The organism is Rhizobium sp. OAE497 (assembly GCF_040546565.1).
GTDB lineage: Bacteria > Pseudomonadota > Alphaproteobacteria > Rhizobiales > Rhizobiaceae > Rhizobium.
Genome location: NZ_JBEPOA010000001.1, coordinates 1,883,666 through 1,907,693 on the forward strand (window position 1 = coordinate 1,883,666; position 24,028 = coordinate 1,907,693).

Sequence of the window (24,028 nt, forward strand, 5' to 3'; positions counted from 1 at the left end):
AGGGCAGAGCCGCCCTTTGGTTAACGCAACGTTAACCACCCTCGCCCGATCATGCCCGTAGATTCATCACTGACACCGGCGGCTCACGTTTCTCTTGCGGCGGTCAACGACTGAAGATCCGCCATGAGCCATCCCGCTTCCAATGTTGCCGCGGAAGAGACGCCGCTTCTCTCCAATGGTTTTCTGATCAAGCTCACAGCTGTCGTCGCCGTCCTGGCGCTGCTGACGGTGGCGATCAGCGTCGGTGGACGCTGGTTCGGCCGCCACATCACGCTTGCCGGCAATAGCGACAGCACCGCAGCTGTCAGCATCACCATCGGCCGCGACACCCTGAACCTTTCGGAAAACACTCTGCGATTCCCGAGCCAGCGTCACGGCGGCGTCGCCGAGCGCGCCGATCTCTATCTCACCTGGCCGGAAATGCAGGGCTACACCAAGGAACAGCGCGCCCGCTTCGATGACGTCGCGCAGTCCTCTGGCCTGATCTTCCTGCAGATCACCCAGAGCACCATGTCGCGCGACATGTCGGGGCGCATCGAGCCGATCTATACGCATCTGATGGATGGCGCGGCCGCTCCCTATGCCGACGGCCTGATGCTGCACCGCCTGCGCGCCGACGCCGGCTATAGCGGCGAGGTGCTGCTGACGGCAGCGCGCGAGAACGCCCCCGATTACGCCGTGCGCTGCGTCCTGCCCGACTCATCCGAGGCCGCCACCAGCGGCGACTGCCAGCGCGATATCAAGGTCGGCAAGGATCTGAGCGTGCTCTACCGATTCTCCAGCCGTCATTTGAACGACTGGGACCATATTGATGCCGCTATTCGCACCTTTGTGGAGGCGCGCCTTGCGACCCGTTCTGCAACAAGCCGCTAAAATGCAGCTTGGTGGCGAAAGAAACGATTAATCATAAACGGATTGGTAACTCAGCCCCGGTAACTTCCGAAGACAACGGTCGGCGCGGAGGGGCGCGCGATCCGGTTCAAAACTGTCAGAAATGCAAGCGAAGAGTGAAATAGTGTCAAGGTCAGCCTCCTCCGTTGTTCCGTCCCGGTCCGGCCATTTTCTGCTGAAGATGATTACGGCGCTCGCAATCGCCACTGCGGCCTTCCTGGCCGAGTCGGTCACTGCCGAAGCCGAGGCTGCCAATCCGAAATATGCCGGCATCGTCGTCGACGCCAAGACCGGCAACGTCCTCTACAGCGAGAACGCCGATCGCCTTCAGTATCCGGCATCGCTGACGAAGATGATGACGCTGTACATGACCTTCGAGGCGCTCGAACAGGGCCGCATCGCACTCGATACCCGCGTCCCCTTCTCCCCGCATGCATCGGCCCAGGCGCCGACCAAGCTCGGTGTTCGCGCTGGCGGTTCGATCACCGTTGAACAGGGCATTCTCGGCCTCGTGACGCTCTCTGCCAATGACGCGGCAACCGCGCTCGGCGAGCTTCTTGGCGGCGGCAGCGAAGACCGCTTCGCGCAGATGATGACGGCAAAGGCTCATGCGCTCGGCATGACGCGCACCACCTATCGCAACGCCAACGGCCTGCCGAATACCGCGCAGATGACGACGGCCCGTGATCAGGCCCGCCTCGGCATCGCGCTTCGCCAGCACTTCCCGCAATATTACGGCTACTTCGCCACGCAGAGCTTCAAGTTCGGCACGCGCACCATCCGCAGCCACAACCGCCTCGTTGGCTCTGTCCGCGGCGTCGATGGCATCAAGACCGGCTATACCCGCGCTGCTGGCTTCAATCTCGTCAGCTCGGTGCAGGACGAAGGCCGCTCGATCGTCGGCGTTGTCATGGGTGGTGCTTCGACCCCTGCCCGCGACAACCAGATGCGCAAGCTTATCGCGGCCTACCTGCCGAAGGCCTCAACCCGAGGCGGTTCCAAGCTGATCGCCGAGCCGGCTCCAACCCGCGCTCCCGAGATCCCGGTCGCAGCAGCATCCGAAATCGATCTGCCGCATACCGCTCCGGCACCGGCCGTCCGTTACGAAGTTGCCGCCGCGCAGACCGCCTACACCGATACGCCTGCCGTCAAGTCCGAGAACCCGCTGGTCGCAGCACAGCCGGCAGAGATGCCGCAGCCAACCAAGGTCAAGACCGTCGCGATCAAGGGCAATGTCGCGGTTCCCACGCCTGCTCCCGCCTATATGCCGGAACAGCCTGAAGAGAATTCCGTTGATCAGCTGACGACCGCTTCGGTTCCCGCTGCCAAGGCCGCTGCAACGCCTGCTGCCGTCACCGAGAAGGGTCCGGCTGGCTGGGTTGTCCAGATCGGCGTTTCCTCCAGCAAGGATGCCGCTATGGACCTTCTGGAAAATGCCAAGACCAAGGGCGGCAAGGCTCTGCGCTCGGCCAAGCCCTTCGCCGTCGCCTATGCCAATGACGGCGAACAGATTTACCGCGCTCGCTTCGGTGGTTTCGACGACCAGCGCGATGCGGTCAATGCCTGCAAGGCGCTGAAGCGCGCAGGCGTCAAGTGCTGGGCAGCCGCCCAATGATCTCTCCGGTGCCGGCAGTTCTGTTTCTGACGGCACCGTTCACGGCAGGGCCGGTGTATGCGGCTCCCGCCGAAATTCGTGACCTCGATTGTTAGTGCGTACGGGGAATATTATGGCGATCAATGGAAATGTACCGGGCTTTCCGCCCGAAGCACGCGCAGCAGGAAAGCCTGCCCGCATCGGCCTGCATCCGCTTCATGAGGCAGCTCTGCGCCTCGCCGAAATCGGCCTGCAGAAGCCGCGCGCCAAGTCTGCCAAGACCAAGGATCTGATCAATCTGCTGCTCTGCCATGGCGCGCGCGCCTGGCGCTATTCGCAGCCGGAAGCCCGCATCCATCTGCATGTGACATGCCCGGGCGGCAAATCGCCCGTGATGCTGCGCTTGCGCTGACCGCTTAAAGCAATCCAAGCTCCGAAAGCTCGCGGCGCAAGTCCGCGGGCATTTCTGCGACACCGGCGCCAAGGCTCATCATGTCGCGCGGGATATCTTCTTCCGGGTAGTAGCGCCATCCCTGAAAGGCCCGCTTCGGCTGAACGGCGGTTTCGATGACCTCCGGGCCGAGAACGAGATGGCAGCGGCCGATCCCCTCGCCATCCGTGAATGTCTCGATCCTCAGCAGCTTCTGCCGCGCCTGAACCTGACCCTTGATCACCCAATAGAGCGAGCCGCCGTCGAGCAGCTCGTCGACGCGCTTCGGGACCATGCGGGTGGTGTGGACGGAATGCGGTTCTAGGCCCGCGGCGATCGCCCGGAGCGAACGCTCGGCGACCCATTCGCGCAGATCCTCGATCGAGTCTGCGCCGACGCATAATTTGATGAGATGCAATGCCATGCTGGTGTTGAAATCCTTTTGACCGGCAGCGTCAAGCGCTACCGGCCGCAAGTCCACAAACTCAGCATTCCACGACGTTGACGGCCAAACCTCCGGTGGAGGTTTCCTTGTACTTCTCGCTCATGTCGTATCCGGTCTGGCGCATCGTCTCGATGCAGGCATCGAGCGGCACGAAATGCTGGCCGTCACCTTTGATCGCCAGCGATGCCGCCGTGACCGCCTTGACGGCGCCGAGCGCGTTGCGCTCGATGCAGGGAACCTGCACGAGACCGGCGACTGGATCGCAGGTCATGCCGAGGTGGTGTTCTAGCGCGATTTCAGCAGCATTCTCGATCTGGGCGGGCGTCGCCCCCATGACCGCGGCAAGCCCCGCAGCCGCCATCGCAGCCGCCGAACCCACCTCGCCCTGACAGCCGACTTCGGCGCCGGAGATCGAGGCATTGTGCTTGATGATGCCGCCGACGGCGGCCGCCGTCAGCAGATAGTCGCGAATGCCGTTCTGGTCCCAGTCGTCATGGAAATGCTCGTAGTAGCGGATCGTCGCCGGAATGACGCCGGCCGCACCATTGGTCGGCGCGGTCACGACGCGGCCACCGGCGGCATTCTCTTCGTTGACGGCCATCGCATAGACGCTCAGCCAGTCGTTGGCGAGCAGCGGATTGATCCGGTTACTGCGCCATTCCTCCTGCAGCTTGTCATGGATCTGCCGCGCACGGCGGCGAACCTTCAGGCCACCCGGCATGATACCGTCGACCTTCAGCCCGCGCTCGATACAGGAGCGCATCGCTTCCCAGATCTTGTCGAGACCGGCGTCGAGCTCTTCGCGGCTGCGCTGGCTCTCTTCGTTGGCACGCTTCATCTGCGCGATGGTGAGACCGGAGCGATCAGCCATCTCGAGCATCTGCGCTGCCGTCGCGAAGGGATAGGGAACCTTGGTGGCACCGGCGACCGCCTTCTTCTTCGCGCGCATCTGCTCGAGCTCGGTATCGGTGACGACGAAGCCGCCGCCGACCGAATAGTAGATCCGCTTCAGCAGCAGGCGGTCGTCCTTGTCGAAGGCCGAGAAGATCATGCCGTTGGCGTGACCCGGCAGCGTCTGCTTCTTGTCGAAGATCAGGTCGTTCTTCGGCAGGAAGAAATAGGCGGGATGGCCGGGCGGCGTGATCCGGCCGGAGCGCTCCACCTGGTCGATGATGCCATCCATCTTGTCGGGATCGACGCTATCGGGCGCCTCGCCCATCAGGCCGAGGATAACCGCCCTGCCCGTTCCATGTCCGATACCGGTATAGGCGAGCGAGCCGTGCAGGCTGGCCTTGATCGAAGCAACCTGCGCGCCCGACGAAGGCCGCGGCCATTCGTTCGACAGGATGAGGTCGAGGAAGCGGTTGGCCGCCGACATCGGCCCCATCGTGTGCGAACTCGAAGGCCCGACGCCGATCTTGAATACATCGAATACCGAAAGGAACATGCCTGCTTCCCAATAATGAAATTCTGCCGAGACTAACCCCGGTCACGATCTGCCGCATGCGGCGGACCGACATCGCGTTTGACCGGCGCGACACCACCGATCACATGGATTTAATGCCTGCGGCCCGCTTGCGAAAGCCCGTCCATGCGGAAATCGCCGCCAAGCAGCCCTAGTGGCGATTGCAGCACCCTGAAGCATCTGTAGAGTGGCGCCGCAGATCAGGGACTGAATCACCGATGCTTACCACCGCCGACTACATCTCGCTCGCCTTCTTCGCTGTCTCCTGGCTCGGCTATTCCTGGCTGCTGCGCGGCCGCACCTTCTTCGGCCGCACCAGCTTGACCCATGCGATGGGTGAGCGCCGCCGCGAATGGATCTACAATTCGCTGCGCCGTGACCTCAAGATGATCGATACCCAGATCATGGCCGGCCTGCAGAACGGCACCGCCTTCTTCGCTTCTACCTCTATCTTCGCGATCGGCAGCTGCTTCGCGCTTCTCGGAGCGACGGACAAGGTCAGCGCCATCTTCGCCGATCTGCCCTATGTCTTCGGCGGCAGCCATGCGAGCTTCGAGATCAAGGTCGGTGGCCTCGCCGCGCTCTTTGCCTATTCTTTCTTCAAGTTCGGCTGGTCCTACCGGCTCTTCAATTACTGCACCATCCTGTTCGGCTCGATCCCGATGATGCGCGACACGGAGGCCGACATCTATGCCGCCGAGCGCGCCGCCGAACGCGTCATCCGCATGAACATCATCGCCGGCAGCCACTTTAACGAAGGCCTGAGGGCAATCTTCCTGTCGATCGGCTATCTCGGCTGGTTCGTGAACCCTTATGTTTTCATGGCAACGACAGCGACCGTCGTCTTCGTCCTCACCCGCCGCCAGTTCTTCTCTGAGGCACGCTTGGCGATCCTGGATGGCGGCCCGCCATCAAATCTCCACCTTTCTCCTATTCCCCGCGATCCCAAGCCTGATGGCGATGGTGATTTGTCCGGGGGACTGTGAATGACTGTTTTGGCGACTGATAGCGGCGTGGTCGCGCGTCCTCCGCGTATTGGCCTGCTGGACACGGTGCGTGGCGCCGCGCTCATTGCCATGGCCACCTACCATTTCAGCTGGGACCTGGAGTTCATGGGCTACCTGACGCCCGGGACCGCGGAGACCGGCTGGCTGAAGCTCTACGCCCGCGCCATCGCCACGACTTTCCTGTTCATCGCCGGCATCAGCATGGCGCTGTCGAGCCAGGGTGGCATTCGCTGGCGTCCGTTCTGGAAGCGCTTCGCGATGATCGCTGGTGCTGCGCTGCTGATCTCGGTCGCAACGCGCATCGCCATGCCCGGTGAATGGATCTTTTTCGGCATTCTCCACTGCATGGCGGCGATGACGCTGATCGGCGTCGTCTTCGTCCGCCTGCCGCTTCCGGTGACACTCGTTGTCACTGTCGCACTGGTCGCCGCCTGGATCGCCGACACTTTCGTCGCGCCAGGCATCCTCAGGTCCGCGACCTTCAATCATCCGCTGCTCTGGTGGATCGGCCTGACCGACATGCCGCCGCGCTCAAACGACTATGTGCCGCTATTCCCCTGGGCCGCCGCCTATATGTCCGGCCTGTCGCTGTCGCTGATCGCACTGCGCACCAGCCTGCCGCAGAAGCTTGCAGCCATCGGCACCGGCAGCTCGCTGCTTGCCCGCGCCGGCAAGCACAGCCTTGCCTTCTATCTGATCCATCAACCGGTGCTGATTGCCATCGCTTATGGGCTAACCTTCGTCATGCCGCCAGCGAAGCCCGATCTCGCAGAGATCCACATGCGCCAGTGCAATCCCGGCTGGTGCCAGGGCATGGATCCCAAGTCATGCCAGATTTATTGCGAATGCACGCTGACCGAAATGCAGGACCAGAAGCTGCTCGAGCCCTTCCACACGGGTGTCGTCAAGGCTGATGACGACCGCGTGCAGGCGATCGCCAATCAGTGCAGCATCAAGGCGCTTCCGCCAGAGCAGCAGTGATCCCTCAGGTGCCGACGCCGATTTCGGCCAGGCGGCCGAGGCAGGCTTCCTCGATATTGTCGAGTTCCGTCAGCGTGTCGTCGATATCCTTGCGCTTCTGGCGCAGGTCCTCGCGCTTCTCGTCGACACGCTTCATCAACAGCTTCAGCTGCCCGAGCTCGCCCGGCGGCTCCTTGTAGACGGTAATGATTTCGCGGATCTCGGCGATCGTGAAACCGATACGCCTGCCGCGCAGGATTTCCTGAATGAGCCTGCGGTCTGCCGGGCGGAACAGGCGCGTGCGGCCACGGCGTTCCGGATGGATCAAACCTTCGTCTTCGTAGAAGCGAAGCGTCCGCGTCGAAACACCAAATTCGCGCGTCAGCTCCGTTATGCTATAGTATTTGTTCACAGGCATCGGATTCCCACTCTCTCCCGGCAATAATATTGACTTTTACGTAATAGTCAATTTGAGCGGGTTGGCGTGGTTAAATCCCGAACCACCAGGTGGCAATCCCCAGAAACGCGAAGAAGCCCGTACAGTCAGTTACGGTCGTCACGAATACCGACGATGCGATGGCTGGATCGGCCCCGACCTTGTCCAGGAGCAGCGGCAGCAGGATGCCGGCAAGCGCTGCCGCGATCAGGTTGATGATCATCGCCGCGCCGATCACCATGCCGAGCTGGTAGTCGTGAAACCAGGTTCCGGCAATCGCCCCCATGATCATGGCGAAGATGACACCGTTCATGATGCCGACGCTCGCCTCCCTGCGGATGATGCGCCCGGCATTGTAGATATCGAGATCGCGGGTCGCGAGCGCCCGCACGGTGACCGTCATCGTCTGAGTCCCGGCATTGCCGCCCATAGAGGCGACGATTGGCATCAGCACCGCGAGCGCAATCATCTTCTCGATCGATCCGTCAAACAGCCCGATGACGCTCGCCGACAGCATCGCCGTGCCGAGATTGATGAGCAGCCACAAAAAGCGCGAACGCACAGTCGAGATGACATTGTCCGACAGTTCTTCGTCACCGACACCGCCGAGGCGCTTGATGTCCTCATCGGCTTCTTCGTGAATGACGTCGACGACGTCATCGATGGTCAGCACGCCGACCAGACGTTCGTTCTCGTCGACGACCGCGGCCGAGAGAAGGTCGTACTGCTCGAAAAGCTGCGCCGCCTCTTCCTGGTCCATCTCCGCGGGGATCGGATGATTCATCTCCCGCATGATCTGTTCGATCTTCGTCTGCCGCTTGGTGCGCAGGATCTTGTCGAGATCGACGGCGCCCAAGAGCTTGAAGGTCGGATCGATGACGAAGATCTGCGTGAAGGAGTAAGGTAGATCCTCCTCCTCGCGCATGTAGTCGATCGTCTGCCCGACGGTCCAGAACGGCGGCACGGCGACGAATTCCGTCTGCATGCGGCGGCCGGCCGAGCTTTCGGGATAGTCGAGCGCCCGTCGCAGGCGAACCCGCTCGGTAAACGGCAGCTGCGCCAGGATCTCTTCGCGGTCTTCCTGGTCGAGGTCTTCCAGAATGTAGACGGCATCGTCCGAATCGAGGTCGCCGATCGCTGCTGCGATCTGCTCGTTCGGCATCTGGTCGACGATCTCGCGGCGGATCGCCTCGTCGACCTCCGTCAGCGCCGTCATGTCGAAGTCGTCACCGAGCAGGCGCACCAGCGCCAGACGCTGTTCCGGCTGGATCGCCTCCAAGAGGTCGCCGATTTCCGATTCGTGCAGGCGCGCCACGTTCTGGCGCAGGAAGATCGTATCACGATCGGCAATCGCGGCGCCGACGAGCGTCAGGAAATCGCTGCGGACGTTGCCATCCTCGTCATAGATATCGGCGTCTTCGTCATCTGGACGCTTGCGGATGCGTTCGTCTTCTTCGCTTGCCGTCATCTGCGCCCTCGCATCCAATTTCATAACAGTTACGGCTTTCCTGCCGCGTTCGAGAATGGCGGCGGAAAAGGTATTGTCAACAAGCGGATAAACGAATCCCGCCCGCCCGGGCAGCGGCAGGAACTCAAGCCCCTGCTAACTGAAACGCCCTCTCCCGTCTAGCGTCAAAAACCCTCTCTGGAGATGACAATGCGCGGGCCGGAGGATAGTTTCCCGGCAATTGATCAGGAGCCTAAGCCCGCATGACGATCCGCCCCATCCTCCGCTATCCGCATCCCGGCCTGAAGACAGTCTGCACTCCCGTGACCGCCTTCGACGACGATCTGAAAACGCTCGCCGGCGACCTGCTTGAAACGATGTGGGCAGCCCCCGGCGTCGGCATCACGGCGGCTCATATCGGCGTCTTCAAGCGCCTGTTCGTTCTCGAACTCAGCAAGGCTGATGGCGTCAGAAACTACGTCAACGCCGAGATCATCTCCTCGTCGCCCACGCTGGTGCGCCAGACGGAAGGAAGCGTCTCGATGCCGGGCGCGACCGAGGACGTGGAGCGGCCGGCCTCCATCAGGCTCCGCTATCAGACCTTGTCTGGCGAGATGAAGGAAGAGGATGCGGACGGTTTCCTCGCGATCTGCATCCAGCACGAGATCGACCAGCTCGATGGCATCTTCTGGCTCCAGCGCCTGTCGAAGCTGAAGCGCGACCGGCTGGTCCGCAAATGGGAGAAGGCAGGCCGGTAATTTCATAATCCGGCGCCGAACCATTCCGGTCTGCAGGCGTTGTTCGAGCATGAGCCTTCAAGGAGGAAGACATGCCGAAGACCGACGACAAGAAGACGCTTTCGCGCGAAGACGACTACCGCGACTACGAGGAACGTAACCTCGACGATGGCTGGCCCTATGCCGACGCCTCCGGCGCATCGGATGGAAAGCCCGGAAACGGCGCCTATGGAGAGACCGCAGCCAATTTCGACCGCGACCGCAACAGCGGCTTCCGCATCGACGGGACCGACGAGGACGGCAACGAGAACCGGCTCAGGGACACGCTAGGGGCCGACAGCATCAATCGTGACGACAGCGACGACCTCGAGGTGCGCGTCTTCGAAAATCTTGAAAACATCGAAGGCCTCGACCCCGACAGCATCGACATCCATGTCGACGGCCACACGGTGACGCTCGAAGGCTCGGTCGAGACGATCGGCATGGCGCGCAAGGTCGAACTCGGCGCCCTCTCGGTCGATGGTGTGCGCCACATCCGCAATCGCCTGGAGACGACAGGCGTCGACTCCCATATCCCGAATGAAGATTAGGTGGCTAAAATTGTAGCGCTTATTAATAATTCCAAGGGTTGTATTTATACTGGCGCCCGGCTTTGCGAAAGGCCGGGTAAAATGCTTTTGATAGCGCACTAACGTTCGTCACGGATTGGTGAGAAAAGCCCACGGTTTCGTGAATTACATGGACAATTCGTAACCCAATCCGCCTGCAACCTCCCACAATTTCGCCCCAATTGGGGAGCGAACTCGTAGTTGCCGAGGGTTATCGTTTCGTTGCTGATTACAACAACTGATTGAGGAGATATAACCATGAGCATCAAGCTCGCCGCAACCGCCTCCCTCTTCGCCATCAGCATGGCGTCGTCCGTTTTCGCCGCTCCGATGTATGATGACAGCTATGTCAAGCCGGTCCTGATCAGCCCGCCGAAGGCAGTGCACTACACGCAGCATGCAGCGCCCGCCTATTCAAACGACTACACCAATGACAGCGATGGCTGGTACCAGTCGAAGATGCCGGCACCGAGCAAGATCAACTACAACAAGCTCGAAGCCAAACTGCAGGCTGAGCATCTTCCGCCTTGCCAGACGCCGGATGAGCTGAAGGGTCCGCAGACGAGGGCCGGTGACGGTGGCGCAACCCACACCGACGCTTGCCGCGACATGGGCGATCACTGACCACCTGCTGATCTGAAAATGAGCCGGGGCCGCATCTGCGGCCCTTCTCTTGTTTAAGGCCTCACCGTCAGAAACTCGACCGGCCCACCTGGCACTTCGTCATCGAATACCGCGCAAGCAAGCTTGCCGCCGAACACACAGGCGCCGTCGACATTGGTCCGGTTGCCCCAAATACGCGGATTGGAGGCCGAGGGAGTGTGGCCGTGCACCAGATGCTTGCCCCAATATTCGCCGGAGACGCCATCCGCAAAGCGGATCCACATCAGATCATGCGGCGTCTGCTCCTCGAGATAGCGCCCTTCCCGCACGCCGGCGTGAACGAAAATGCGGTGCTGGTCGGTATGAATGAAGGGCCGCGATTCCATCCAGCGCAGATGTTCGGGCGGCAGAGCGCCGCCATAAGACTCCAAGGTCTCCATCCCACCATTCTCCAGCCACCACGATTCGGCATGCCGGCCGTCATGGGCGCCGGTCAGCATGTCCTCGTGATTGCCCTTCAGCGTGATCCACTGCCAGTCCGGTGAACTCGGTCCGGCGATCAGCCTCTCGATCACGGAGCGGCTATCCGGACCGCGATCGACATAGTCTCCGAGAAACACGATCTTGCCCGCCGGAGCGTAAGCTTCCACCCGTTCGATCATCCGCATCATCGGATCGATGCAGCCATGTATGTCGCCGATTGCGAAGGTCAGGCTCAATGCTGCGGCTCCTTATCTACCTTGAAAGCTAGAGCACGAAGCGGCCGTATCGATAGCCGGCCGCCGGAACGGTCTTGAGATACGAGATAAAGAAAACAACGTAATGAACTGTAGAAAAACAAAAAACCCGGCCTAAGCCGGGTTCTTGGTGCGGTCGAGAAGACTCGAACTTCCACGGGTTGCCCCACAGCGACCTCAACGCTGCGCGTCTACCAATTCCGCCACGACCGCATCGTGGTAGGGCCGATTTGCGTCGGCGAGGCAGCATGTAGCAAAAGCATTTTGGGCGCACAAGAGCGATATGACAGTTTTTTTCAAAACAAATCACAGCATTTGAATTGGGCATCAAACGGGGCCATATAGCGCTCTGCCGCTTCCCCTGTGCGGCAAGGGAAAAGTCCATGCTGCGCACCGATTTGCAATTCTCCATGTTTCCTCGCGAGGGCAATAATCCTGTCCGCTGGCGGATCGCCGATGGCCTGGTGCCTTATGAGCAGGCTGTGGAAACAATGGAACGCGAGGTCGCGGCGATTGCCGATGGCGGCGACGAGCTCGTCTGGCTCGTCGAACATCCACCGCTTTATACGGCGGGCACCAGCGCCGATGCCAAGGATCTGGTGCAGCCCGATCGATTCCCTGTCTTCGCCACCGGCCGCGGCGGCGAATACACCTATCACGGACCCGGCCAGCGCGTTGCCTATGTGATGCTCGACCTCAAGCGCCGCCGCCAGGACGTCCGCGCTTTCGTTGCCGCCCTCGAAGACGTCGTCATTCGCACGCTCGATTCGATGAATGTCCGCGGCGAACGGCGCGAGGACCGGGTTGGTGTCTGGGTGCGCCGTCCCGAAAAACCGCTGCTGCCGGATGGATCAGTCAGCGAAGACAAGATCGCCGCTCTCGGCATCCGCCTGCGCCGCTGGGTCACCTTCCATGGGCTCTCTTTGAACGTTGAGCCGGACCTCGATCATTTCAGCGGCATCGTCCCCTGCGGCATCTCTGCCTATGGTGTTACCAGCCTCGTCGATCTCGGCCTGCCGGTGATGATGGCGGATGTCGACATGCGCCTGCGCGAATCCTTCGAAGCCGTCTTCGGAGAGACCGTCAACGAGGCTTGAGCCGCGCCTTGCCTGCGGGCCGGTCCTGTGGTTGATGGTCATGTTTCCGGAAGCCGAGCATGTCCCAGCCACAATCCCAGCAGAATCCCCTCCAGGGCATGGCCATCATGGCCGGTGCCATGATCGTCCTTCCCGCCATGGATGCGATCGCCAAATATATGGCGACCTTCGAATCGATGTCGCCGGGCCAGGTGACCTTCTATCGATTCTTCTTCCAGCTGGTCTGCACGCTGCCGCTGCTGTTCGTGCTCTTCCGCTGGAAGGCGCTGCACGCCAAGCGCCCCTGGATGAACCTCCTGCGCGGTGTCCTCCATGGCGCGGCAAGCCTGCTGTTCTTCGTCGCCGTCAAATACATGCCGCTCGCCGATGTCTTCGCCATCTACTTCGTCGAGCCCTTCATGCTGACGGCGATGTCGGCGCTCTTCCTCGGAGACAAGGTCGGCTCGCGGCGCTGGACGGCGATCGTTGTCGGCTTCGGCGGCGCGATGATCGTCATCCAGCCGAGCTACGAAATCTTCGGTCTCAAGGCGCTGCTGCCGGTCTTCTGCGCTTTCCTCTATTCGCTCTACCTGTTCCTCAATCGCGCGATCGGCGAGGCCGATTCGCCGCTGACCATGCAGACCATGGCCGGAATCGGCGGAACGCTGTTCATGGCCGTCGCGCTCTTCGGCGGAAACGCCGCGGGTATCGCGGATTTCGAGATCTCCCTGCCCTCGTCTCTCCTCGGTCTGGTGTTGCTGCTGATTCTCGGTTCGCTCTCCGGCTATGCGCATTTGCTCGTCGTTCGGGCTTTTCGCCTGGCCCCGCTCTCGCTGCTTGCCCCATTTCAGTACTTCGAGATTATCTCGGCCACGGTTCTCGGCTACGCGCTGTTCAATGATTTCCCCACTGTTTCCAAGTGGATAGGCATCGCCATCATCGTCGCATCCGGGCTTTTCATCATCTGGCGCGAACGGCTCCAGTCGCAGTCCGTCAATTCGGCCTGAATGAAACGGCAATTCGTTAACTGTCGTTATTGAGGGATCCTCAATCCGCGCGCGATAGAAGCGTCTCCGGCCTCATGATGAGGTTCTGGAGATAAAAAATGAGCGAATTCCGACTCGCTTTCCCGGCATGCGTGATCGCCGGAAAGCACCGGTTGGCCGCCGACGACATCGGCCTTCTGCGCAAGCATAGCTTCCCGGACGGCGTCCGGACTGCCGACGACGTTGTCGTCATGCTCGCACTCAACAATTCCTGCCCCGAAAAATGCCCGGAATGGAACGCTTTCTTCGTCGAAAGCCTCGCCGGTTTCATCGTCAATTACAGCTATCCGCAGGGATCGCTCGACGAGATCAACGCCGCCTGGATCATGCGCATGTTCGCGACCGATGGCGTCGTGAACTCGGCGCTCGAGCTGGAGCTGGTGCTGCACATCATGGAAATCTCGTCCTATGTACCGGATGAGCTGCGCGCCTTCGCCCTCGACCAGCTCCGCCTGGCGATCACCGACAATGTCGGCGGCTACAAGCTGACGCGCGCCGTCGAGCGCAAGGGAATCACCCGCCAGGACGTCGATTACGTCATGCGCGTGCTGCGCAATGTCTGCGAAGGCGGCGTCATCCCCGTTTCGCCGGTTACCCACGGCGTCCTTCGCCGCATCGAGACGGAAACGCTTCCCGCCGCCAACCATCCCCGATGGACCGAAATCATGCGGGCGCTCGAGCTACGCGATTATCACCAGCCGCGCACCAGCCGCTGGCTGAGGATCGTCGACGACGAGCAGGCCGTCGCCTGATCCCTGCGCCGTAAAGCTGAATAGCTGCAAGGCTTTCGTACGATTGTGCGTCCTGAAGTTTCTGCGTAGAACTTCAGGACGCATTTCTCGGGTGGAGTCTTCATGTTCAAGAAAATCCTGATCGCGAATCGCGGCGAAATCGCTTGCCGCGTGATCAAGACTGCGCGGCGCATGGGTATTTTGACCGTCGCGGTCTATTCCGACGCGGATCGGGACGCGCTGCATGTCGAAATGGCCGATGAGGCCGTTCATATCGGTGCAGCGCCTGCTGCGGAAAGCTATCTCGTCGCCGAAAAGATCATCGCCGCCTGCAAGGAAACAGGCGCCGAGGCAGTCCACCCCGGCTACGGCTTCCTCTCCGAACGCGCCTCCTTCTGCGAGGCGCTAGAGAAGGAAGGTATCGTCTTTATCGGACCGAAGCCCAAGGCGATCCTTGCCATGGGCGACAAGATCGAATCGAAGAAATTCGCCAACGCCGCCAAGGTCTCGACCGTGCCGGGCTATCTCGGCGTCATCGAGGACGCTGTACAGGCGGAAAAGATCGCCGGCGAGATCGGCTATCCCGTCATGATCAAGGCCTCGGCCGGCGGTGGCGGCAAGGGCATGCGCATCGCCTGGAACGAAGCGGAAGTGCACGACGGCTTCGATCGCGCCCGTTCTGAAGCCAAGAGCTCCTTCGGCGACGACCGCGTCTTCATCGAGAAATATGTCGTCGATCCCCGTCATATCGAAATCCAGGTGCTTGCTGACGGGCATGGCAATGCGGTCTATCTCGGCGAGCGCGAATGCTCGATCCAGCGCCGCAACCAGAAGGTTGCCGAAGAGGCGCCCTCGCCCTTTCTCGACGAAAAGACCCGCAAGGCGATGGGCGAGCAGTCCATCGCGCTTGCCAAGGCCGTCGACTATCAGAGCGCCGGCACCGTCGAGTTCATCGTCGATCGCGACCGCAATTTCTATTTCCTGGAAATGAACACCCGCCTGCAGGTCGAGCATCCGGTGACGGAACTCGTCACCGGCATCGATCTCGTCGAGCAGATGATCCGCGTTGCGGCCGGCGAAAAGCTGCCCTTCGCGCAGAAGGACATCAAGCTCAACGGCTGGGCGATCGAAAGCCGCCTCTATGCCGAGGACCCCTACCGCAATTTCCTGCCGTCGATCGGCCGCCTCACCCGTTACCGCCCGCCTGCCGAAGGCAGGCACGGCGATATCATCATCCGCAACGATACCGGCGTTTATGAAGGCGCCGAGATCTCGATGTATTACGATCCGATGATCGCCAAGCTCTGCACCTGGGCGCCGGACCGGCTGACCGCAGTAGATGCGATGGCCGAGGCGCTCGATGCCTTCGTGGTCGACGGGATCGAACACAATGTTCCGTTCCTCTCGGCCTTGATGAAACATCCCCGTTGGCGCGAAGGCCGGCTTTCGACGGGTTTCATTGCCGAGGAATATCCCGATGGCTTCGCACCGGTGGAGCCCGATGCGTCGCAGAAGGCCGCGCTGGCCGCAATCGCCCTCTCGGCCTCGCTGATCGAGACCAACCGCCGCGAACGCCATGGCGACCGCCTCCGTGCAGCGACGGGCGATCTGCGCAGCGACTGGGTGGTGAAGGTCGGCGGCGATTACGTCGCTGCGAGCCTCCTCGAAGGTCATGTCACCATCCCCTTCGAGATGGGAATGAAGGCCGATGGCCGCGAGCTGCACGTTGTCACCAATTGGAGACCCGGCGAGCCCGTCTGGTCCGGCACGATCGATGGCGTCAAGGTCATCGCCCAGATCCGGCCTGTTCTGAACGGTCTGCGCATCAACTGGCAAGGTCTCTCCGTTCGCGCCAAGGTCTTCACGCCGCGCCATGCCGAGCTCGACCGCCTGATGCCGGTCAAGCTCCCGCCGGATACGTCGAAACTTCTGCTCTGCCCAATGCCCGGTCTCGTCGTGTCGATTGCGGTTGCCGAGGGCCAGGAGGTCAAGGCTGGCGAGACGCTTGCCGTTGTCGAGGCCATGAAGATGGAAAACGTGCTGCGCGCCGAGCGCGACCTCGTCGTCGGCAAAGTGAAGGCAAAGCCGGGCGAAAGCCTCGCCGTCGATGCGGTCATCATGGAGTTCGCCTGACCCGTTCCGGCACAGCGGCGAGGTGCTCACCCATCGGTGACAACGGCATTTGTTAAGTGGCTCGCGCTATGATGAGCCGTTTTCGCCCTGTGGCTGGGGCCGGAGTCCTCTATGTCGGCGCTTCAATCAGCGGCCATCCTGCTGTTCATCAATCTCGGTCTGCTCTGGCTTCTGATGCGCATTCCGCTCGGCCTGCGCACGATCAGCGTGACGAGAACCTTCCGCTGTCCGCCCGAAACACTGTGGAAGGCGATCAATCCCGCCGGCGAGTCTGCCGACTGGCACCACGCCGTCATTAGCAGCGCGGCCATCGCCCACCGGCCGGGTTTCGTCGAGCAGGTCTACAGCCATCTCGACCGCAATGGCGAGCCGCTGCGCCGCGTCCTGGCGCTCGATCCGCTTCCTGCCGGCGGCGCGCATGCCTTCCGGTCGCGGATCGCCGACGACAGCACGCTCGATCCGGCCTTCTGGCAGCATTACAGCGAAAGCCGCATCATCAGGTCCACGCCGCAAGGCTCTGCGCTGGAGATCAGTCAGACCGACCACTATCGCGGCCTCGCCTTCCTCATCTTCCGCTATTTCGTGCTCCAGCGCGAAATCCGCTCGCTGCAGGGATGGCTGGAAACCGGCGTGTCGAGGCCGCAAGGCCATTTCGAAAGGCCTCTGGTTCAAACCTTCCTGGCCGTGCTTTCCACTCTGCTGCTCTGGCCGTTCTTCGGGCTCACCGCCGGCGGCCTGATGATCTCGACCTTTCTGACCATGGTCATCGCCCTTCACGAGCTCGGCCACATGGCGGCCTACCGCGCCTTCGGGCACAGATCGGTGCGGATGATCTTCATCCCGCTGCTCGGCGGCATCGCGATTGGCGGGCGCCCCTACAAAAACCTTTTCGAGGTCGCAGCCTGCGCTCTGATGGGGGCTGGGATGTCGACATTCGTCGTGCCGATCATCATCGCTGCCATCCAGGGTATCGGCCACGGCGTCGTGCCGGCGAGTGTCGGCCGGCCGCTGCTCGTCCTGCTGCTGATCCTCGGCGCCTTCAATCTCCTCAACCTGCTGCCGATGCACCGCTTCGACGGCGGTCAGGTGCTGCGCCAGATCTTCCGCACCCGGCACTCGCTGATCATCGCAAGCTTCACCGTCACCGCCTGCATTATCGGCGTCGGCTGGGCGATCGGCCTGTCGAACAATCTGCTGATCGCCGGGCTGGCCGTCTTTATCCTCATGAGCATGATCGGCTCCGGCTCGGTCAAGCCGCGCCAGAAGCTTGATGAGATGAATGATGGTGAAAGGATGCTCGTTGCATTCGGCTTCTACGCGGCGATCGCCATGCACGGCTATGCCATTATTTTCGCGAGCGAAAAGCTTTTCTGACGTTGGCGGCAAACTGGCTGCCGCATCCCGGACAAAGTGTCTTTTGATCAAGCTTTTCGCTTGAGCGCCCCTCTGCCGCCGTGCGATTGTCCGCCCAGCAAATCAGATAGGGAGATCAGACGATGGACGTTCGTGCCGCAGTCGCCGTTCAGGCAGGCAAGCCTTTGGAAGTCATGACAGTTCAGCTCGATGGGCCGAAAGCCGGCGAAGTGCTGATCGAGGTGAAGGCAACGGGCATCTGCCATACCGACGACTTCACCCTCTCAGGTGCCGATCCGGAAGGCCTGTTTCCGGCCATTCTCGGCCACGAAGGCGCTGGCATCGTCGTCGATGTCGGCCCCGGCGTCACCTCGGTGAAGAAGGGCGACCACGTCATCCCGCTCTACACGCCTGAATGCCGCGAGTGCTATTCCTGCCTGTCGCGCAAGACCAATCTCTGCACGGCGATCCGCTCGACGCAGGGCCAGGGTCTGATGCCCGACGGCACCTCGCGCTTCTCGATCGGCAAGGACAAGATCCACCATTACATGGGCTGCTCGACCTTCGCCAATTTCACGGTTCTGCCCGAGATTGCCGTCGCCAAGGTCAATCCGGACGCACCCTTCGACAAGATCTGCTACATCGGCTGCGGCGTGACGACAGGCATCGGCGCCGTCATCAACACCGCCAAGGTGGAAATCGGCTCGACGGCGATCGTCTTCGGTCTCGGCGGCATTGGCCTCAATGTTCTCCAGGGCCTGCGCCTTGCCGGCGCCGACATGATCATCGGCGTCGACATCAACAACGACCGCAAGGAGTGGGGCGAGAAATTCGGCATGACGCATTTCGTCAATCCGAAGGATGTCGGCGACGATATCGTGCCCTACCTCGTCAACCTGACGAAGCGCAACGGCGACCTGATCGGCGGCGCCGACTACACCTTCGACTGCACCGGCAACACCAAGGTGATGCGCCAGGCGCTTGAATCCTCGCATCGCGGCTGGGGCAAGTCCGTCATCATCGGCGTTGCCGGCGCCGGCCAGGAAATCTCCACCCGTCCGTTCCAGCTGGTCACCGGCCGCAACTGGATGGGCACGGCCTTCGGCGGCGCCCGCGGCCGCACCGACGTCCCGAAGATCGTCGACTGGTACATGCAGGGCAAAATCCAGATCGACCCGATGATCACCCACACGATGCCCCTCGAAGACATCAACAAGGGCTTCGACATGATGCACAAGGGTGAAAGCATCCGCGGCGTGGTGGTATATTAAGCAGAGCGGCCTGCATTTCCATCGATCTGGAAATGCAGGCCTCGCCTTGCTAGATTGATGGAATAGCAAACCGATGGGAGCCAGTGTGGCGCAATCGTCCTCGATATCTCTTACGTCAGAGCAGCAGGCTCTTGTCGATGAGCTGGTGCGGACGGGACGCTTCGCGGGAGCGAACGACGTCGTGGCGACTGGGCTGCGCCTGCTCGAAGATCGTGAGAACCAGGCTGCCGCGTTTGTCAGCGCTCTGGAAGATGAAGTCGAGCTCGGCCTGCGTAGCGGCGAGGCTGCACCCATGGAGCCCGCAAGTACGCTTCTCGCATCATTCCGGGCGCGGACCTGACTAGGTGGCGGTTATCCTTCGCAGACCACAATTCGTCGAGGATCTCTACGATATCTGGCGCTTCATCGCCCGCGACAGCGAAGCCCGGGCAGATGATTTCATTTTGGAACTGGAGATGCGCTACGAGATACTGGCGAATAACCCGTTGCTTGGTGTTCAGCGGTTCCGCCGCTATCCCAGGCTTCGGATGTTCCCATACCGCAGCTACATCATCTACGATCCGATCCCTGACGGCAGTGGCATTGAATTGATCCGTATCCTCAACGCCGCACGCGACTATCACCGCTATTTCGACGAATAGAAACAAAGAAACATGCCGCAAATCTACGTCGATGCAGACGCCTGTCCGGTCAAGCCGGAGATCCTGAAAGTGGCCGAGCGGCTCGGGATGGAGGTGACCTTCGTCGCCAATTCCGGGCTGCGGCCGTCGCGGGATCCGATGGTGCGCAACGTCATCGTCTCGAACGCCTTCGATGCCGCCGACAACTGGATCGCCGAGCATGCGGCAATAGCCGATGTCGTCGTCACCGCAGACGTGCCGCTTGCCGTGCGCTGTGTGGCTGCCGGTGCATTGGTGTGCGGCCCCACAGGCCGGGTCTTCGACGACACCAATATCGGCATGGCGAGCGCCATGCGGGATCTCGGCGCGCATCTGCGCGAGACCGGCGAAAGCAAGGGCTACAACGCCGCTTTCGGCCCCAAGGATCGCTCGCGCTTCCTCGAAACCTTCGACCGGCTCTGCCGCCGTGCCAAGAACATTTCCGAACAGACTGGAGACTGACATGAAGATCATTTCGCAGGCGACCGCATTTGGCGGCATGCAGGGCGTATTCAGCCACGAATCCGAGGCCTGCAAATGCGAGATGACCTTTGCCGTCTTCGTGCCGCCGAAGGCGATCAAGGAATCCTGCCCGGTACTCTGGTATCTCTCCGGCCTGACCTGCACCCATGCCAACGTCATGGAAAAGGGCGAATATCGCCGCCTCGCCGCCGAGCTCGGCATGATCATTGTCTGCCCGGACACCAGCCCGCGCGGCAACGACGTCGCCGATGAGCTGACCAACTGGCAGATGGGCAAGGGCGCCGGCTTTTACCTCGATGCGACCGAGGCGCCTTGGGCCGAGCACTTCCAGATGTACACCTACATCACCGAAGAGCTCCCTGCCCTGATCGCCGAACAGTTTCGTGCCGACATGAGCCGTCAGGGCATCTTCGGCCACTCGATGGGCGGTCATGGTGCCATGACGATCGCGCTGAAGAACCCCGGCCGTTTCAAGAGCTGCTCGGCTTTCGCACCGATCGTCGAACCCTCGACCGCGGACTGGTCCGCCCCGGCCCTCGAAAAATATCTCGGCGCCGACCGTAAGGCCTGGCGGCAATATGATGCCTGCGCTCTGGTAAGCGACGGCGCACGTTTCCCGGAATTCCTGATCGACCAGGGCAAGGCCGATGGCTTCCTCGAAAACGGCCTGCGCCCCTGGCTTTTCGAGGATGCGATCAAGGGCACGGACATCGCGCTGACGCTGCGCATGCACGAGCGCTACGATCACTCCTACTATTTCATCTCCACCTTCATGGACGACCACCTGCGCTGGCACGCCGAACGCCTCGGCTGAGAGCAGGAAACGGGTGGCATGGCAGCTATGCCAAATCCTAGCTTGAACTTCGCCGCCCCGCGTCGCATATGACTGACAACGCAGACGACTGCGGCGCCCGAGCCTTCGGGCGCAAAAGTCGCGGGGACGGCCTCGCTCTTAACAAGGAGAGTAAGATGGCCTGGTTCCTGCTGTTTCTCGCGGGTCTTTTCGAATGTGGTTGGGCGATCGGTCTGAAATATACCGATGGCTTCACACGCCCCATGCCGACCGTTCTGACGGTCGTCTCGATGGTGATCAGCGTGGTTCTCTTGGGGCTGGCGGTAAAGACGCTGCCGATCGGCACGGCTTACGCGATATGGACCGGTATCGGCACCGTCGGCACGGTGCTGCTCGGCATCTGGCTGCTCGGTGATCCCGCAAACGCTGCGCGCCTCGCCTGTATCGGCCTGATCGTTGCCGGCATCGCCGGACTGAAACTCACCGCATAAAGTGGAAATGCCGCGGATCAAACCGCGGCATTTCTCATTTCAGACCGTCTTGCGGCTATCGACCGAAAGCGCGCCGGCGCCGGCAAAGACCAGGAACAGGAAGATGAAGCAGAACAGGATGGCTTCGCCGCCGCCATTGACCGCCGGATAGAAGCCACGCGGGAAATGCGCCATGAAATAGGCGATCGCCATTTCGCCGGACAGCAGGAAAGCAACCGGACGCGTCAGGAAGCCGACGAGAACAAGCAGGCCGCCGATAACTTCCAGCAGTGCGGCGACGAGGAACAGCGGCGGCAGCGAGCCACCGTCACCCTGCGGGATCGGGAAGGCGAAAAGTTTCATCGTGCCGTGTTCGATGAACAGCAGAGCGGCAAAAATTCTGAGCGCAGCCAGTGCATAGGGCTGATAGGCGCTCAAACGATCAAAAGCAGACATAAAGACTCTCCTTCTAGGGGCAGGAAGAGCGTTAGCCTGTCCGCGATGCCGAGAAAAATCACGGAATCACGGCTGGCGTTCACATCTTCGACAGTGCCTAAACACCGGAAAGCACAGTTTTATTCGGTCAGAGCGGAATGTTGTCATGCTTCTTCCAGGGATTGGAGAGATCCTTGTTGCGCAGCATCTTCAATCCCCGCGCCAGACGGCGGCGCGTCGAGTGCGGCATGATCACCTCGTCGATATAGCCGCGCTCGGCGGCGACGAAGGGTGACAGGAACCGGTCCTCGTACATTTTCGTATGCGCCGCGATCTTCTCGGGATCGGCGATATCCTTGCGGAAGATGATCTCGACGGCGCCCTTGGCGCCCATCACGGCGATCTGCGCCGTCGGCCAGGCATAGTTCAGGTCGCCGCGCAGATGCTTGGATGCCATCACGTCATAGGCGCCGCCGAAGGCCTTGCGGGTAATCACCGTCAGCTTCGGCACCGTCGCTTCCGCATAGGCAAACAGCAGCTTGGCGCCATGTTTGATCAGCCCGCCATATTCCTGCGCCGTTCCCGGCAGGAACCCCGGCACGTCGACGAAGGTGACGAGAGGAATGTTGAAACAGTCGCAGAAACGTACGAAGCGCGCCGCCTTGCGCGAGGCGTCACTGTCGAGCACCCCGGCAAGCACCATCGGCTGATTGGCAACGAAACCCACCGTCGAGCCCTCTATGCGCCCGAAGCCGCAGACGATGTTCTTGCCAAAGCTCGCTTGGATCTCGAAGAAATCCCCCTCGTCGGCGACCTTCAGGATCAGTTCCTTGATGTCGTAAGGCTTGTTCGCATTGGCCGGAACCAGCGTATCCAGCGACTCGTCCGACTCTGTCACCGGCTGGTAACATTCGATTTCGGGGATCGGCGAGGTATTGGACTGCGGCAGGAAATCGATGAGGCGGCGCACCTGCAGCAGCGTATCGACATCGTTGTCATAAGCGCCATCGGCAATCGACGACCGCGTCGTATGCACCGAGGCGCCGCCGAGCTCTTCCGCCGTCACGGTCTCGTTGGTCACGGTCTTCACGACATCAGGGCCGGTCACGAACATGTAGGACGTGTCGCGCACCATGAAGATGAAATCGGTCATGGCGGGCGAATAGACGTCACCGCCGGCGCAAGGACCCATGATGACGGAAATCTGCGGGATGACGCCCGAGGCGAGTACATTGCGCTGGAACACCTCGGCATAGCCGCCGAGCGCGGCGACACCTTCTTGGATGCGGGCGCCGCCGGCGTCATAGATGCCGATGATGGGCGCGCGGTTCTTCAGCGCCATATCCTGCACCTTCATGATCTTCTCGGCATGCGCTTCCGAAAGCGAGCCGCCGAAGACGGTAAAGTCCTTGGCAAAGACGAAGACCGTGCGGCCATTGACGGTTCCCCAGCCGGTGACAACGCCGTCGCCGGCGATCCGGCTCTTCTCCATGCCGAAATCGGTCGAACGATGCTCGACAAACATGTCGAATTCTTCGAAGGAATCCTCATCGAGGATGAGATCGATGCGCTCGCGCGCCGTCAGCTTGCCGCGCTTGTGCTGCGCTTCGATGCGCGCCTCGCCGCCGCCAAGCCGGGCCGCATCGCGCCGGCGCTCGAGCTCTTCGAGAATTTCCTTCATGAAATCTCCTCCCGCCGCGCGAGCGGCTCGTCGTCAGCCGCGCCCGGCCGTCAGCTGGAACGCCGAGCGGATGCGCGCTGAGATATCCTCTGCAAGAATCTGGTCGGCCATAGCCGGATCGTTGGCGAAGCTCGAAACGTCGAAGGCCGAGACACCGATGACCGAGCCGTCATCGACCGAGGCCGCGTCGGCCGTGATCTTGGCCACGTTGCGGTTCTTGTCGAACCCCTGCCCCTTGGTGACGGAAACGATGCGGATCGTCAGAACGACGCGCGGATAGACGTCGGTGCGGACCGTGGCGTTGATAGCCGCATTGACGCGGTCGCTGATCCCCGACAATACCGCCGGCGGAACGCCGACGCCGCCGAGAACGACCGCGCTGCGGACGTCATAGATCGGCGCAGGCGGCTCCTTCGAGCCCATGCTGCAGGCGCTCAAGGCCACGCAAATCACCGCCAATTGGCAAAAACATAACCGCAGCCACTTCATTGCAAAACCTGCACCTATCCCCCGTCAGGAGTCGCAGATTTCGCCATT

The 24,028-nt window shown here is 61.4% G+C and carries 26 protein-coding genes, 1 tRNA gene and 1 pseudogene; 19 read left to right on the forward strand and 9 right to left on the reverse strand.

Features of this window, described 5'->3' with window-relative positions; all coding sequences use genetic code 11:
- Positions 1 to 94: 94 nt before the first annotated feature.
- From ABIE40_RS09765 to ABIE40_RS09775, 3 genes and pseudogenes are all read left to right on the forward strand, one after another.
- Positions 95 to 873 (forward strand): annotated as a pseudogene (locus tag ABIE40_RS09765) (hypothetical protein).
- A gap of 121 nt (positions 874 to 994) precedes the next feature.
- Positions 995 to 2,506, forward strand: coding sequence for a D-alanyl-D-alanine carboxypeptidase (locus ABIE40_RS09770; RefSeq protein ID WP_199629608.1), 1,512 nt, complete (start codon positions 995 to 997; stop codon positions 2,504 to 2,506).
- A 112-nt stretch (positions 2,507 to 2,618) separates the two neighbouring features.
- Positions 2,619 to 2,897 carry a hypothetical protein gene (locus tag ABIE40_RS09775; RefSeq protein WP_112716323.1) on the forward strand — a complete coding sequence of 93 codons (279 nt, stop codon included), beginning with the start codon at positions 2,619 to 2,621 and terminating at the stop codon, positions 2,895 to 2,897.
- Between the two features lie 4 nt (positions 2,898 to 2,901).
- On the opposite strand, the gene ABIE40_RS09780 is transcribed toward ABIE40_RS09775, so the two are convergent.
- Together ABIE40_RS09780 and ABIE40_RS09785 are read right to left on the reverse strand one after the other, a co-directional pair.
- Entirely contained in the window at positions 2,902 to 3,339 is a 438-nt protein-coding gene (locus tag ABIE40_RS09780; RefSeq protein WP_199629607.1) for a DUF1489 family protein, read from the reverse strand.
- Between the two features lie 61 nt (positions 3,340 to 3,400).
- Positions 3,401 to 4,807 (reverse strand): L-serine ammonia-lyase, encoded by a 1,407-nt coding sequence (locus ABIE40_RS09785; RefSeq protein WP_199629606.1) that lies wholly within the window; start codon positions 4,805 to 4,807, stop codon positions 3,401 to 3,403.
- 236 nt (positions 4,808 to 5,043) lie between these two features.
- Between ABIE40_RS09785 and ABIE40_RS09790 the strand changes: the two genes are divergently transcribed.
- Positions 5,044 to 5,811 (forward strand): DUF599 domain-containing protein, encoded by a 768-nt coding sequence (locus ABIE40_RS09790; protein ID WP_112716327.1) that lies wholly within the window; start codon positions 5,044 to 5,046, stop codon positions 5,809 to 5,811.
- Positions 5,812 to 6,813, forward strand: coding sequence for a heparan-alpha-glucosaminide N-acetyltransferase (locus ABIE40_RS09795; RefSeq protein WP_199629605.1), 1,002 nt, complete (start codon positions 5,812 to 5,814; stop codon positions 6,811 to 6,813).
- A gap of 4 nt (positions 6,814 to 6,817) precedes the next feature.
- Here ABIE40_RS09795 and ABIE40_RS09800 read toward each other — a convergent pair whose 3' ends face one another.
- Positions 6,818 to 7,210, reverse strand: a complete 393-nt coding sequence (locus ABIE40_RS09800) for a MerR family transcriptional regulator (protein WP_162708679.1) — start codon at positions 7,208 to 7,210, stop codon at positions 6,818 to 6,820.
- Between the two features lie 70 nt (positions 7,211 to 7,280).
- Positions 7,281 to 8,696, reverse strand: coding sequence for a magnesium transporter (gene mgtE, locus ABIE40_RS09805; protein WP_199629604.1), 1,416 nt, complete (start codon positions 8,694 to 8,696; stop codon positions 7,281 to 7,283).
- Positions 8,697 to 8,938: 242 nt separating this feature from the next.
- On the opposite strand from mgtE, the gene ABIE40_RS09810 reads away from it, so the two are divergent.
- From ABIE40_RS09810 to ABIE40_RS09820, 3 genes are all read left to right on the forward strand, one after another.
- The gene (locus ABIE40_RS09810) at positions 8,939 to 9,433 is read left to right on the forward strand and encodes a peptide deformylase (RefSeq protein ID WP_199629603.1); all 495 of its coding nucleotides are present in this window, start codon (positions 8,939 to 8,941) and stop codon (positions 9,431 to 9,433) included.
- A gap of 71 nt (positions 9,434 to 9,504) precedes the next feature.
- Positions 9,505 to 10,002: a BON domain-containing protein gene (locus ABIE40_RS09815; protein ID WP_199629602.1), complete on the forward strand. Its 498-nt coding sequence runs from the start codon at positions 9,505 to 9,507 to the stop codon at positions 10,000 to 10,002.
- Positions 10,003 to 10,278: 276 nt separating this feature from the next.
- Positions 10,279 to 10,644: a hypothetical protein gene (locus tag ABIE40_RS09820; RefSeq protein WP_112716335.1), complete on the forward strand. Its 366-nt coding sequence runs from the start codon at positions 10,279 to 10,281 to the stop codon at positions 10,642 to 10,644.
- Between the two features lie 53 nt (positions 10,645 to 10,697).
- On the opposite strand, the gene ABIE40_RS09825 is transcribed toward ABIE40_RS09820, so the two are convergent.
- Positions 10,698 to 11,342, reverse strand: coding sequence for a metallophosphoesterase family protein (locus tag ABIE40_RS09825; RefSeq protein WP_199629601.1), 645 nt, complete (start codon positions 11,340 to 11,342; stop codon positions 10,698 to 10,700).
- A gap of 146 nt (positions 11,343 to 11,488) precedes the next feature.
- A tRNA-Leu gene (locus tag ABIE40_RS09830) sits at positions 11,489 to 11,573 on the reverse strand.
- 170 nt (positions 11,574 to 11,743) lie between these two features.
- On the opposite strand from ABIE40_RS09830, the gene lipB reads away from it, so the two are divergent.
- The 11 genes from lipB to sugE all read left to right on the forward strand — a co-directional run bounded on the left by lipB (position 11,744) and on the right by sugE (position 21,396).
- Positions 11,744 to 12,457, forward strand: coding sequence for a lipoyl(octanoyl) transferase LipB (gene lipB / locus ABIE40_RS09835; RefSeq protein WP_112716339.1), 714 nt, complete (start codon positions 11,744 to 11,746; stop codon positions 12,455 to 12,457).
- 59 nt (positions 12,458 to 12,516) lie between these two features.
- Positions 12,517 to 13,443, forward strand: a complete 927-nt coding sequence (locus ABIE40_RS09840) for a DMT family transporter (RefSeq protein ID WP_199629600.1) — start codon at positions 12,517 to 12,519, stop codon at positions 13,441 to 13,443.
- Between the two features lie 98 nt (positions 13,444 to 13,541).
- A complete protein-coding gene (locus ABIE40_RS09845) occupies positions 13,542 to 14,234 on the forward strand; it encodes a hypothetical protein (protein ID WP_199629599.1) in 693 nt (230 codons plus the stop codon).
- 102 nt (positions 14,235 to 14,336) lie between these two features.
- A complete protein-coding gene (locus ABIE40_RS09850; RefSeq protein ID WP_199629598.1) occupies positions 14,337 to 16,346 on the forward strand; it encodes an acetyl-CoA carboxylase biotin carboxylase subunit in 2,010 nt (669 codons plus the stop codon).
- Between the two features lie 111 nt (positions 16,347 to 16,457).
- Positions 16,458 to 17,720, forward strand: coding sequence for a zinc metalloprotease (locus ABIE40_RS09855; protein ID WP_199629597.1), 1,263 nt, complete (start codon positions 16,458 to 16,460; stop codon positions 17,718 to 17,720).
- A gap of 122 nt (positions 17,721 to 17,842) precedes the next feature.
- Positions 17,843 to 18,970, forward strand: coding sequence for an S-(hydroxymethyl)glutathione dehydrogenase/class III alcohol dehydrogenase (locus tag ABIE40_RS09860; RefSeq protein WP_112716349.1), 1,128 nt, complete (start codon positions 17,843 to 17,845; stop codon positions 18,968 to 18,970).
- An 85-nt stretch (positions 18,971 to 19,055) separates the two neighbouring features.
- The gene (locus ABIE40_RS09865) at positions 19,056 to 19,310 is read left to right on the forward strand and encodes a type II toxin-antitoxin system ParD family antitoxin (protein ID WP_199629661.1); all 255 of its coding nucleotides are present in this window, start codon (positions 19,056 to 19,058) and stop codon (positions 19,308 to 19,310) included.
- A gap of 4 nt (positions 19,311 to 19,314) precedes the next feature.
- The gene (locus ABIE40_RS09870; RefSeq protein ID WP_199629596.1) at positions 19,315 to 19,611 is read left to right on the forward strand and encodes a type II toxin-antitoxin system RelE/ParE family toxin; all 297 of its coding nucleotides are present in this window, start codon (positions 19,315 to 19,317) and stop codon (positions 19,609 to 19,611) included.
- A 12-nt stretch (positions 19,612 to 19,623) separates the two neighbouring features.
- Positions 19,624 to 20,091 carry a YaiI/YqxD family protein gene (locus ABIE40_RS09875; RefSeq protein WP_112716351.1) on the forward strand — a complete coding sequence of 156 codons (468 nt, stop codon included), beginning with the start codon at positions 19,624 to 19,626 and terminating at the stop codon, positions 20,089 to 20,091.
- A 1-nt stretch (position 20,092) separates the two neighbouring features.
- Positions 20,093 to 20,926 (forward strand): S-formylglutathione hydrolase, encoded by an 834-nt coding sequence (fghA, locus tag ABIE40_RS09880; protein ID WP_199629595.1) that lies wholly within the window; start codon positions 20,093 to 20,095, stop codon positions 20,924 to 20,926.
- A gap of 155 nt (positions 20,927 to 21,081) precedes the next feature.
- Entirely contained in the window at positions 21,082 to 21,396 is a 315-nt protein-coding gene (gene sugE / locus ABIE40_RS09885; protein WP_112716355.1) for a quaternary ammonium compound efflux SMR transporter SugE, read from the forward strand.
- Positions 21,397 to 21,435: 39 nt separating this feature from the next.
- Here sugE and ABIE40_RS09890 read toward each other — a convergent pair whose 3' ends face one another.
- The 3 genes from ABIE40_RS09890 to ABIE40_RS09900 all read right to left on the reverse strand — a co-directional run bounded on the left by ABIE40_RS09890 (position 21,436) and on the right by ABIE40_RS09900 (position 23,980).
- A complete protein-coding gene (locus ABIE40_RS09890; protein WP_112716357.1) occupies positions 21,436 to 21,831 on the reverse strand; it encodes a DoxX family protein in 396 nt (131 codons plus the stop codon).
- A 127-nt stretch (positions 21,832 to 21,958) separates the two neighbouring features.
- Positions 21,959 to 23,491: an acyl-CoA carboxylase subunit beta gene (locus tag ABIE40_RS09895; RefSeq protein ID WP_199629594.1), complete on the reverse strand. Its 1,533-nt coding sequence runs from the start codon at positions 23,489 to 23,491 to the stop codon at positions 21,959 to 21,961.
- A 33-nt stretch (positions 23,492 to 23,524) separates the two neighbouring features.
- Complete coding sequence (locus ABIE40_RS09900) at positions 23,525 to 23,980, reverse strand: hypothetical protein (RefSeq protein ID WP_199629593.1); 456 nt, start codon at positions 23,978 to 23,980, stop codon at positions 23,525 to 23,527.
- Positions 23,981 to 24,028: the final 48 nt, after the last annotated feature.

What these genes read in the sequence shown, in the direction of transcription:
- lipB (WP_112716339.1), top strand. Translation starts at nt 11,744, where the DNA reads ATGCTGCGCACCGATTTGCAATTCTCCATGTTTCCTCGCGAGGGCAAT.
- fghA (WP_199629595.1), top strand. Translation starts at nt 20,093, where the DNA reads ATGAAGATCATTTCGCAGGCGACCGCATTTGGCGGCATGCAGGGCGTA.
- mgtE (WP_199629604.1), bottom strand. Translation starts at nt 8,696, where the DNA reads ATGACGGCAAGCGAAGAAGACGAACGCATCCGCAAGCGTCCAGATGAC.
- ABIE40_RS09845 (WP_199629599.1), top strand. Translation starts at nt 13,542, where the DNA reads ATGAGCGAATTCCGACTCGCTTTCCCGGCATGCGTGATCGCCGGAAAG.
- ABIE40_RS09815 (WP_199629602.1), top strand. Translation starts at nt 9,505, where the DNA reads ATGCCGAAGACCGACGACAAGAAGACGCTTTCGCGCGAAGACGACTAC.
- sugE (WP_112716355.1), top strand. Translation starts at nt 21,082, where the DNA reads ATGGCCTGGTTCCTGCTGTTTCTCGCGGGTCTTTTCGAATGTGGTTGG.
- ABIE40_RS09775 (WP_112716323.1), top strand. Translation starts at nt 2,619, where the DNA reads ATGGCGATCAATGGAAATGTACCGGGCTTTCCGCCCGAAGCACGCGCA.
- ABIE40_RS09800 (WP_162708679.1), bottom strand. Translation starts at nt 7,210, where the DNA reads ATGCCTGTGAACAAATACTATAGCATAACGGAGCTGACGCGCGAATTT.
- ABIE40_RS09810 (WP_199629603.1), top strand. Translation starts at nt 8,939, where the DNA reads ATGACGATCCGCCCCATCCTCCGCTATCCGCATCCCGGCCTGAAGACA.
- ABIE40_RS09820 (WP_112716335.1), top strand. Translation starts at nt 10,279, where the DNA reads ATGAGCATCAAGCTCGCCGCAACCGCCTCCCTCTTCGCCATCAGCATG.
- ABIE40_RS09860 (WP_112716349.1), top strand. Translation starts at nt 17,843, where the DNA reads ATGGACGTTCGTGCCGCAGTCGCCGTTCAGGCAGGCAAGCCTTTGGAA.
- ABIE40_RS09890 (WP_112716357.1), bottom strand. Translation starts at nt 21,831, where the DNA reads ATGTCTGCTTTTGATCGTTTGAGCGCCTATCAGCCCTATGCACTGGCT.
- ABIE40_RS09875 (WP_112716351.1), top strand. Translation starts at nt 19,624, where the DNA reads ATGCCGCAAATCTACGTCGATGCAGACGCCTGTCCGGTCAAGCCGGAG.
- ABIE40_RS09770 (WP_199629608.1), top strand. Translation starts at nt 995, where the DNA reads ATGCAAGCGAAGAGTGAAATAGTGTCAAGGTCAGCCTCCTCCGTTGTT.
- ABIE40_RS09790 (WP_112716327.1), top strand. Translation starts at nt 5,044, where the DNA reads ATGCTTACCACCGCCGACTACATCTCGCTCGCCTTCTTCGCTGTCTCC.
- ABIE40_RS09850 (WP_199629598.1), top strand. Translation starts at nt 14,337, where the DNA reads ATGTTCAAGAAAATCCTGATCGCGAATCGCGGCGAAATCGCTTGCCGC.
- ABIE40_RS09780 (WP_199629607.1), bottom strand. Translation starts at nt 3,339, where the DNA reads ATGGCATTGCATCTCATCAAATTATGCGTCGGCGCAGACTCGATCGAG.
- ABIE40_RS09795 (WP_199629605.1), top strand. Translation starts at nt 5,812, where the DNA reads ATGACTGTTTTGGCGACTGATAGCGGCGTGGTCGCGCGTCCTCCGCGT.
- ABIE40_RS09840 (WP_199629600.1), top strand. Translation starts at nt 12,517, where the DNA reads ATGTCCCAGCCACAATCCCAGCAGAATCCCCTCCAGGGCATGGCCATC.
- ABIE40_RS09900 (WP_199629593.1), bottom strand. Translation starts at nt 23,980, where the DNA reads ATGAAGTGGCTGCGGTTATGTTTTTGCCAATTGGCGGTGATTTGCGTG.
- ABIE40_RS09895 (WP_199629594.1), bottom strand. Translation starts at nt 23,491, where the DNA reads ATGAAGGAAATTCTCGAAGAGCTCGAGCGCCGGCGCGATGCGGCCCGG.
- ABIE40_RS09785 (WP_199629606.1), bottom strand. Translation starts at nt 4,807, where the DNA reads ATGTTCCTTTCGGTATTCGATGTATTCAAGATCGGCGTCGGGCCTTCG.
- ABIE40_RS09855 (WP_199629597.1), top strand. Translation starts at nt 16,458, where the DNA reads ATGTCGGCGCTTCAATCAGCGGCCATCCTGCTGTTCATCAATCTCGGT.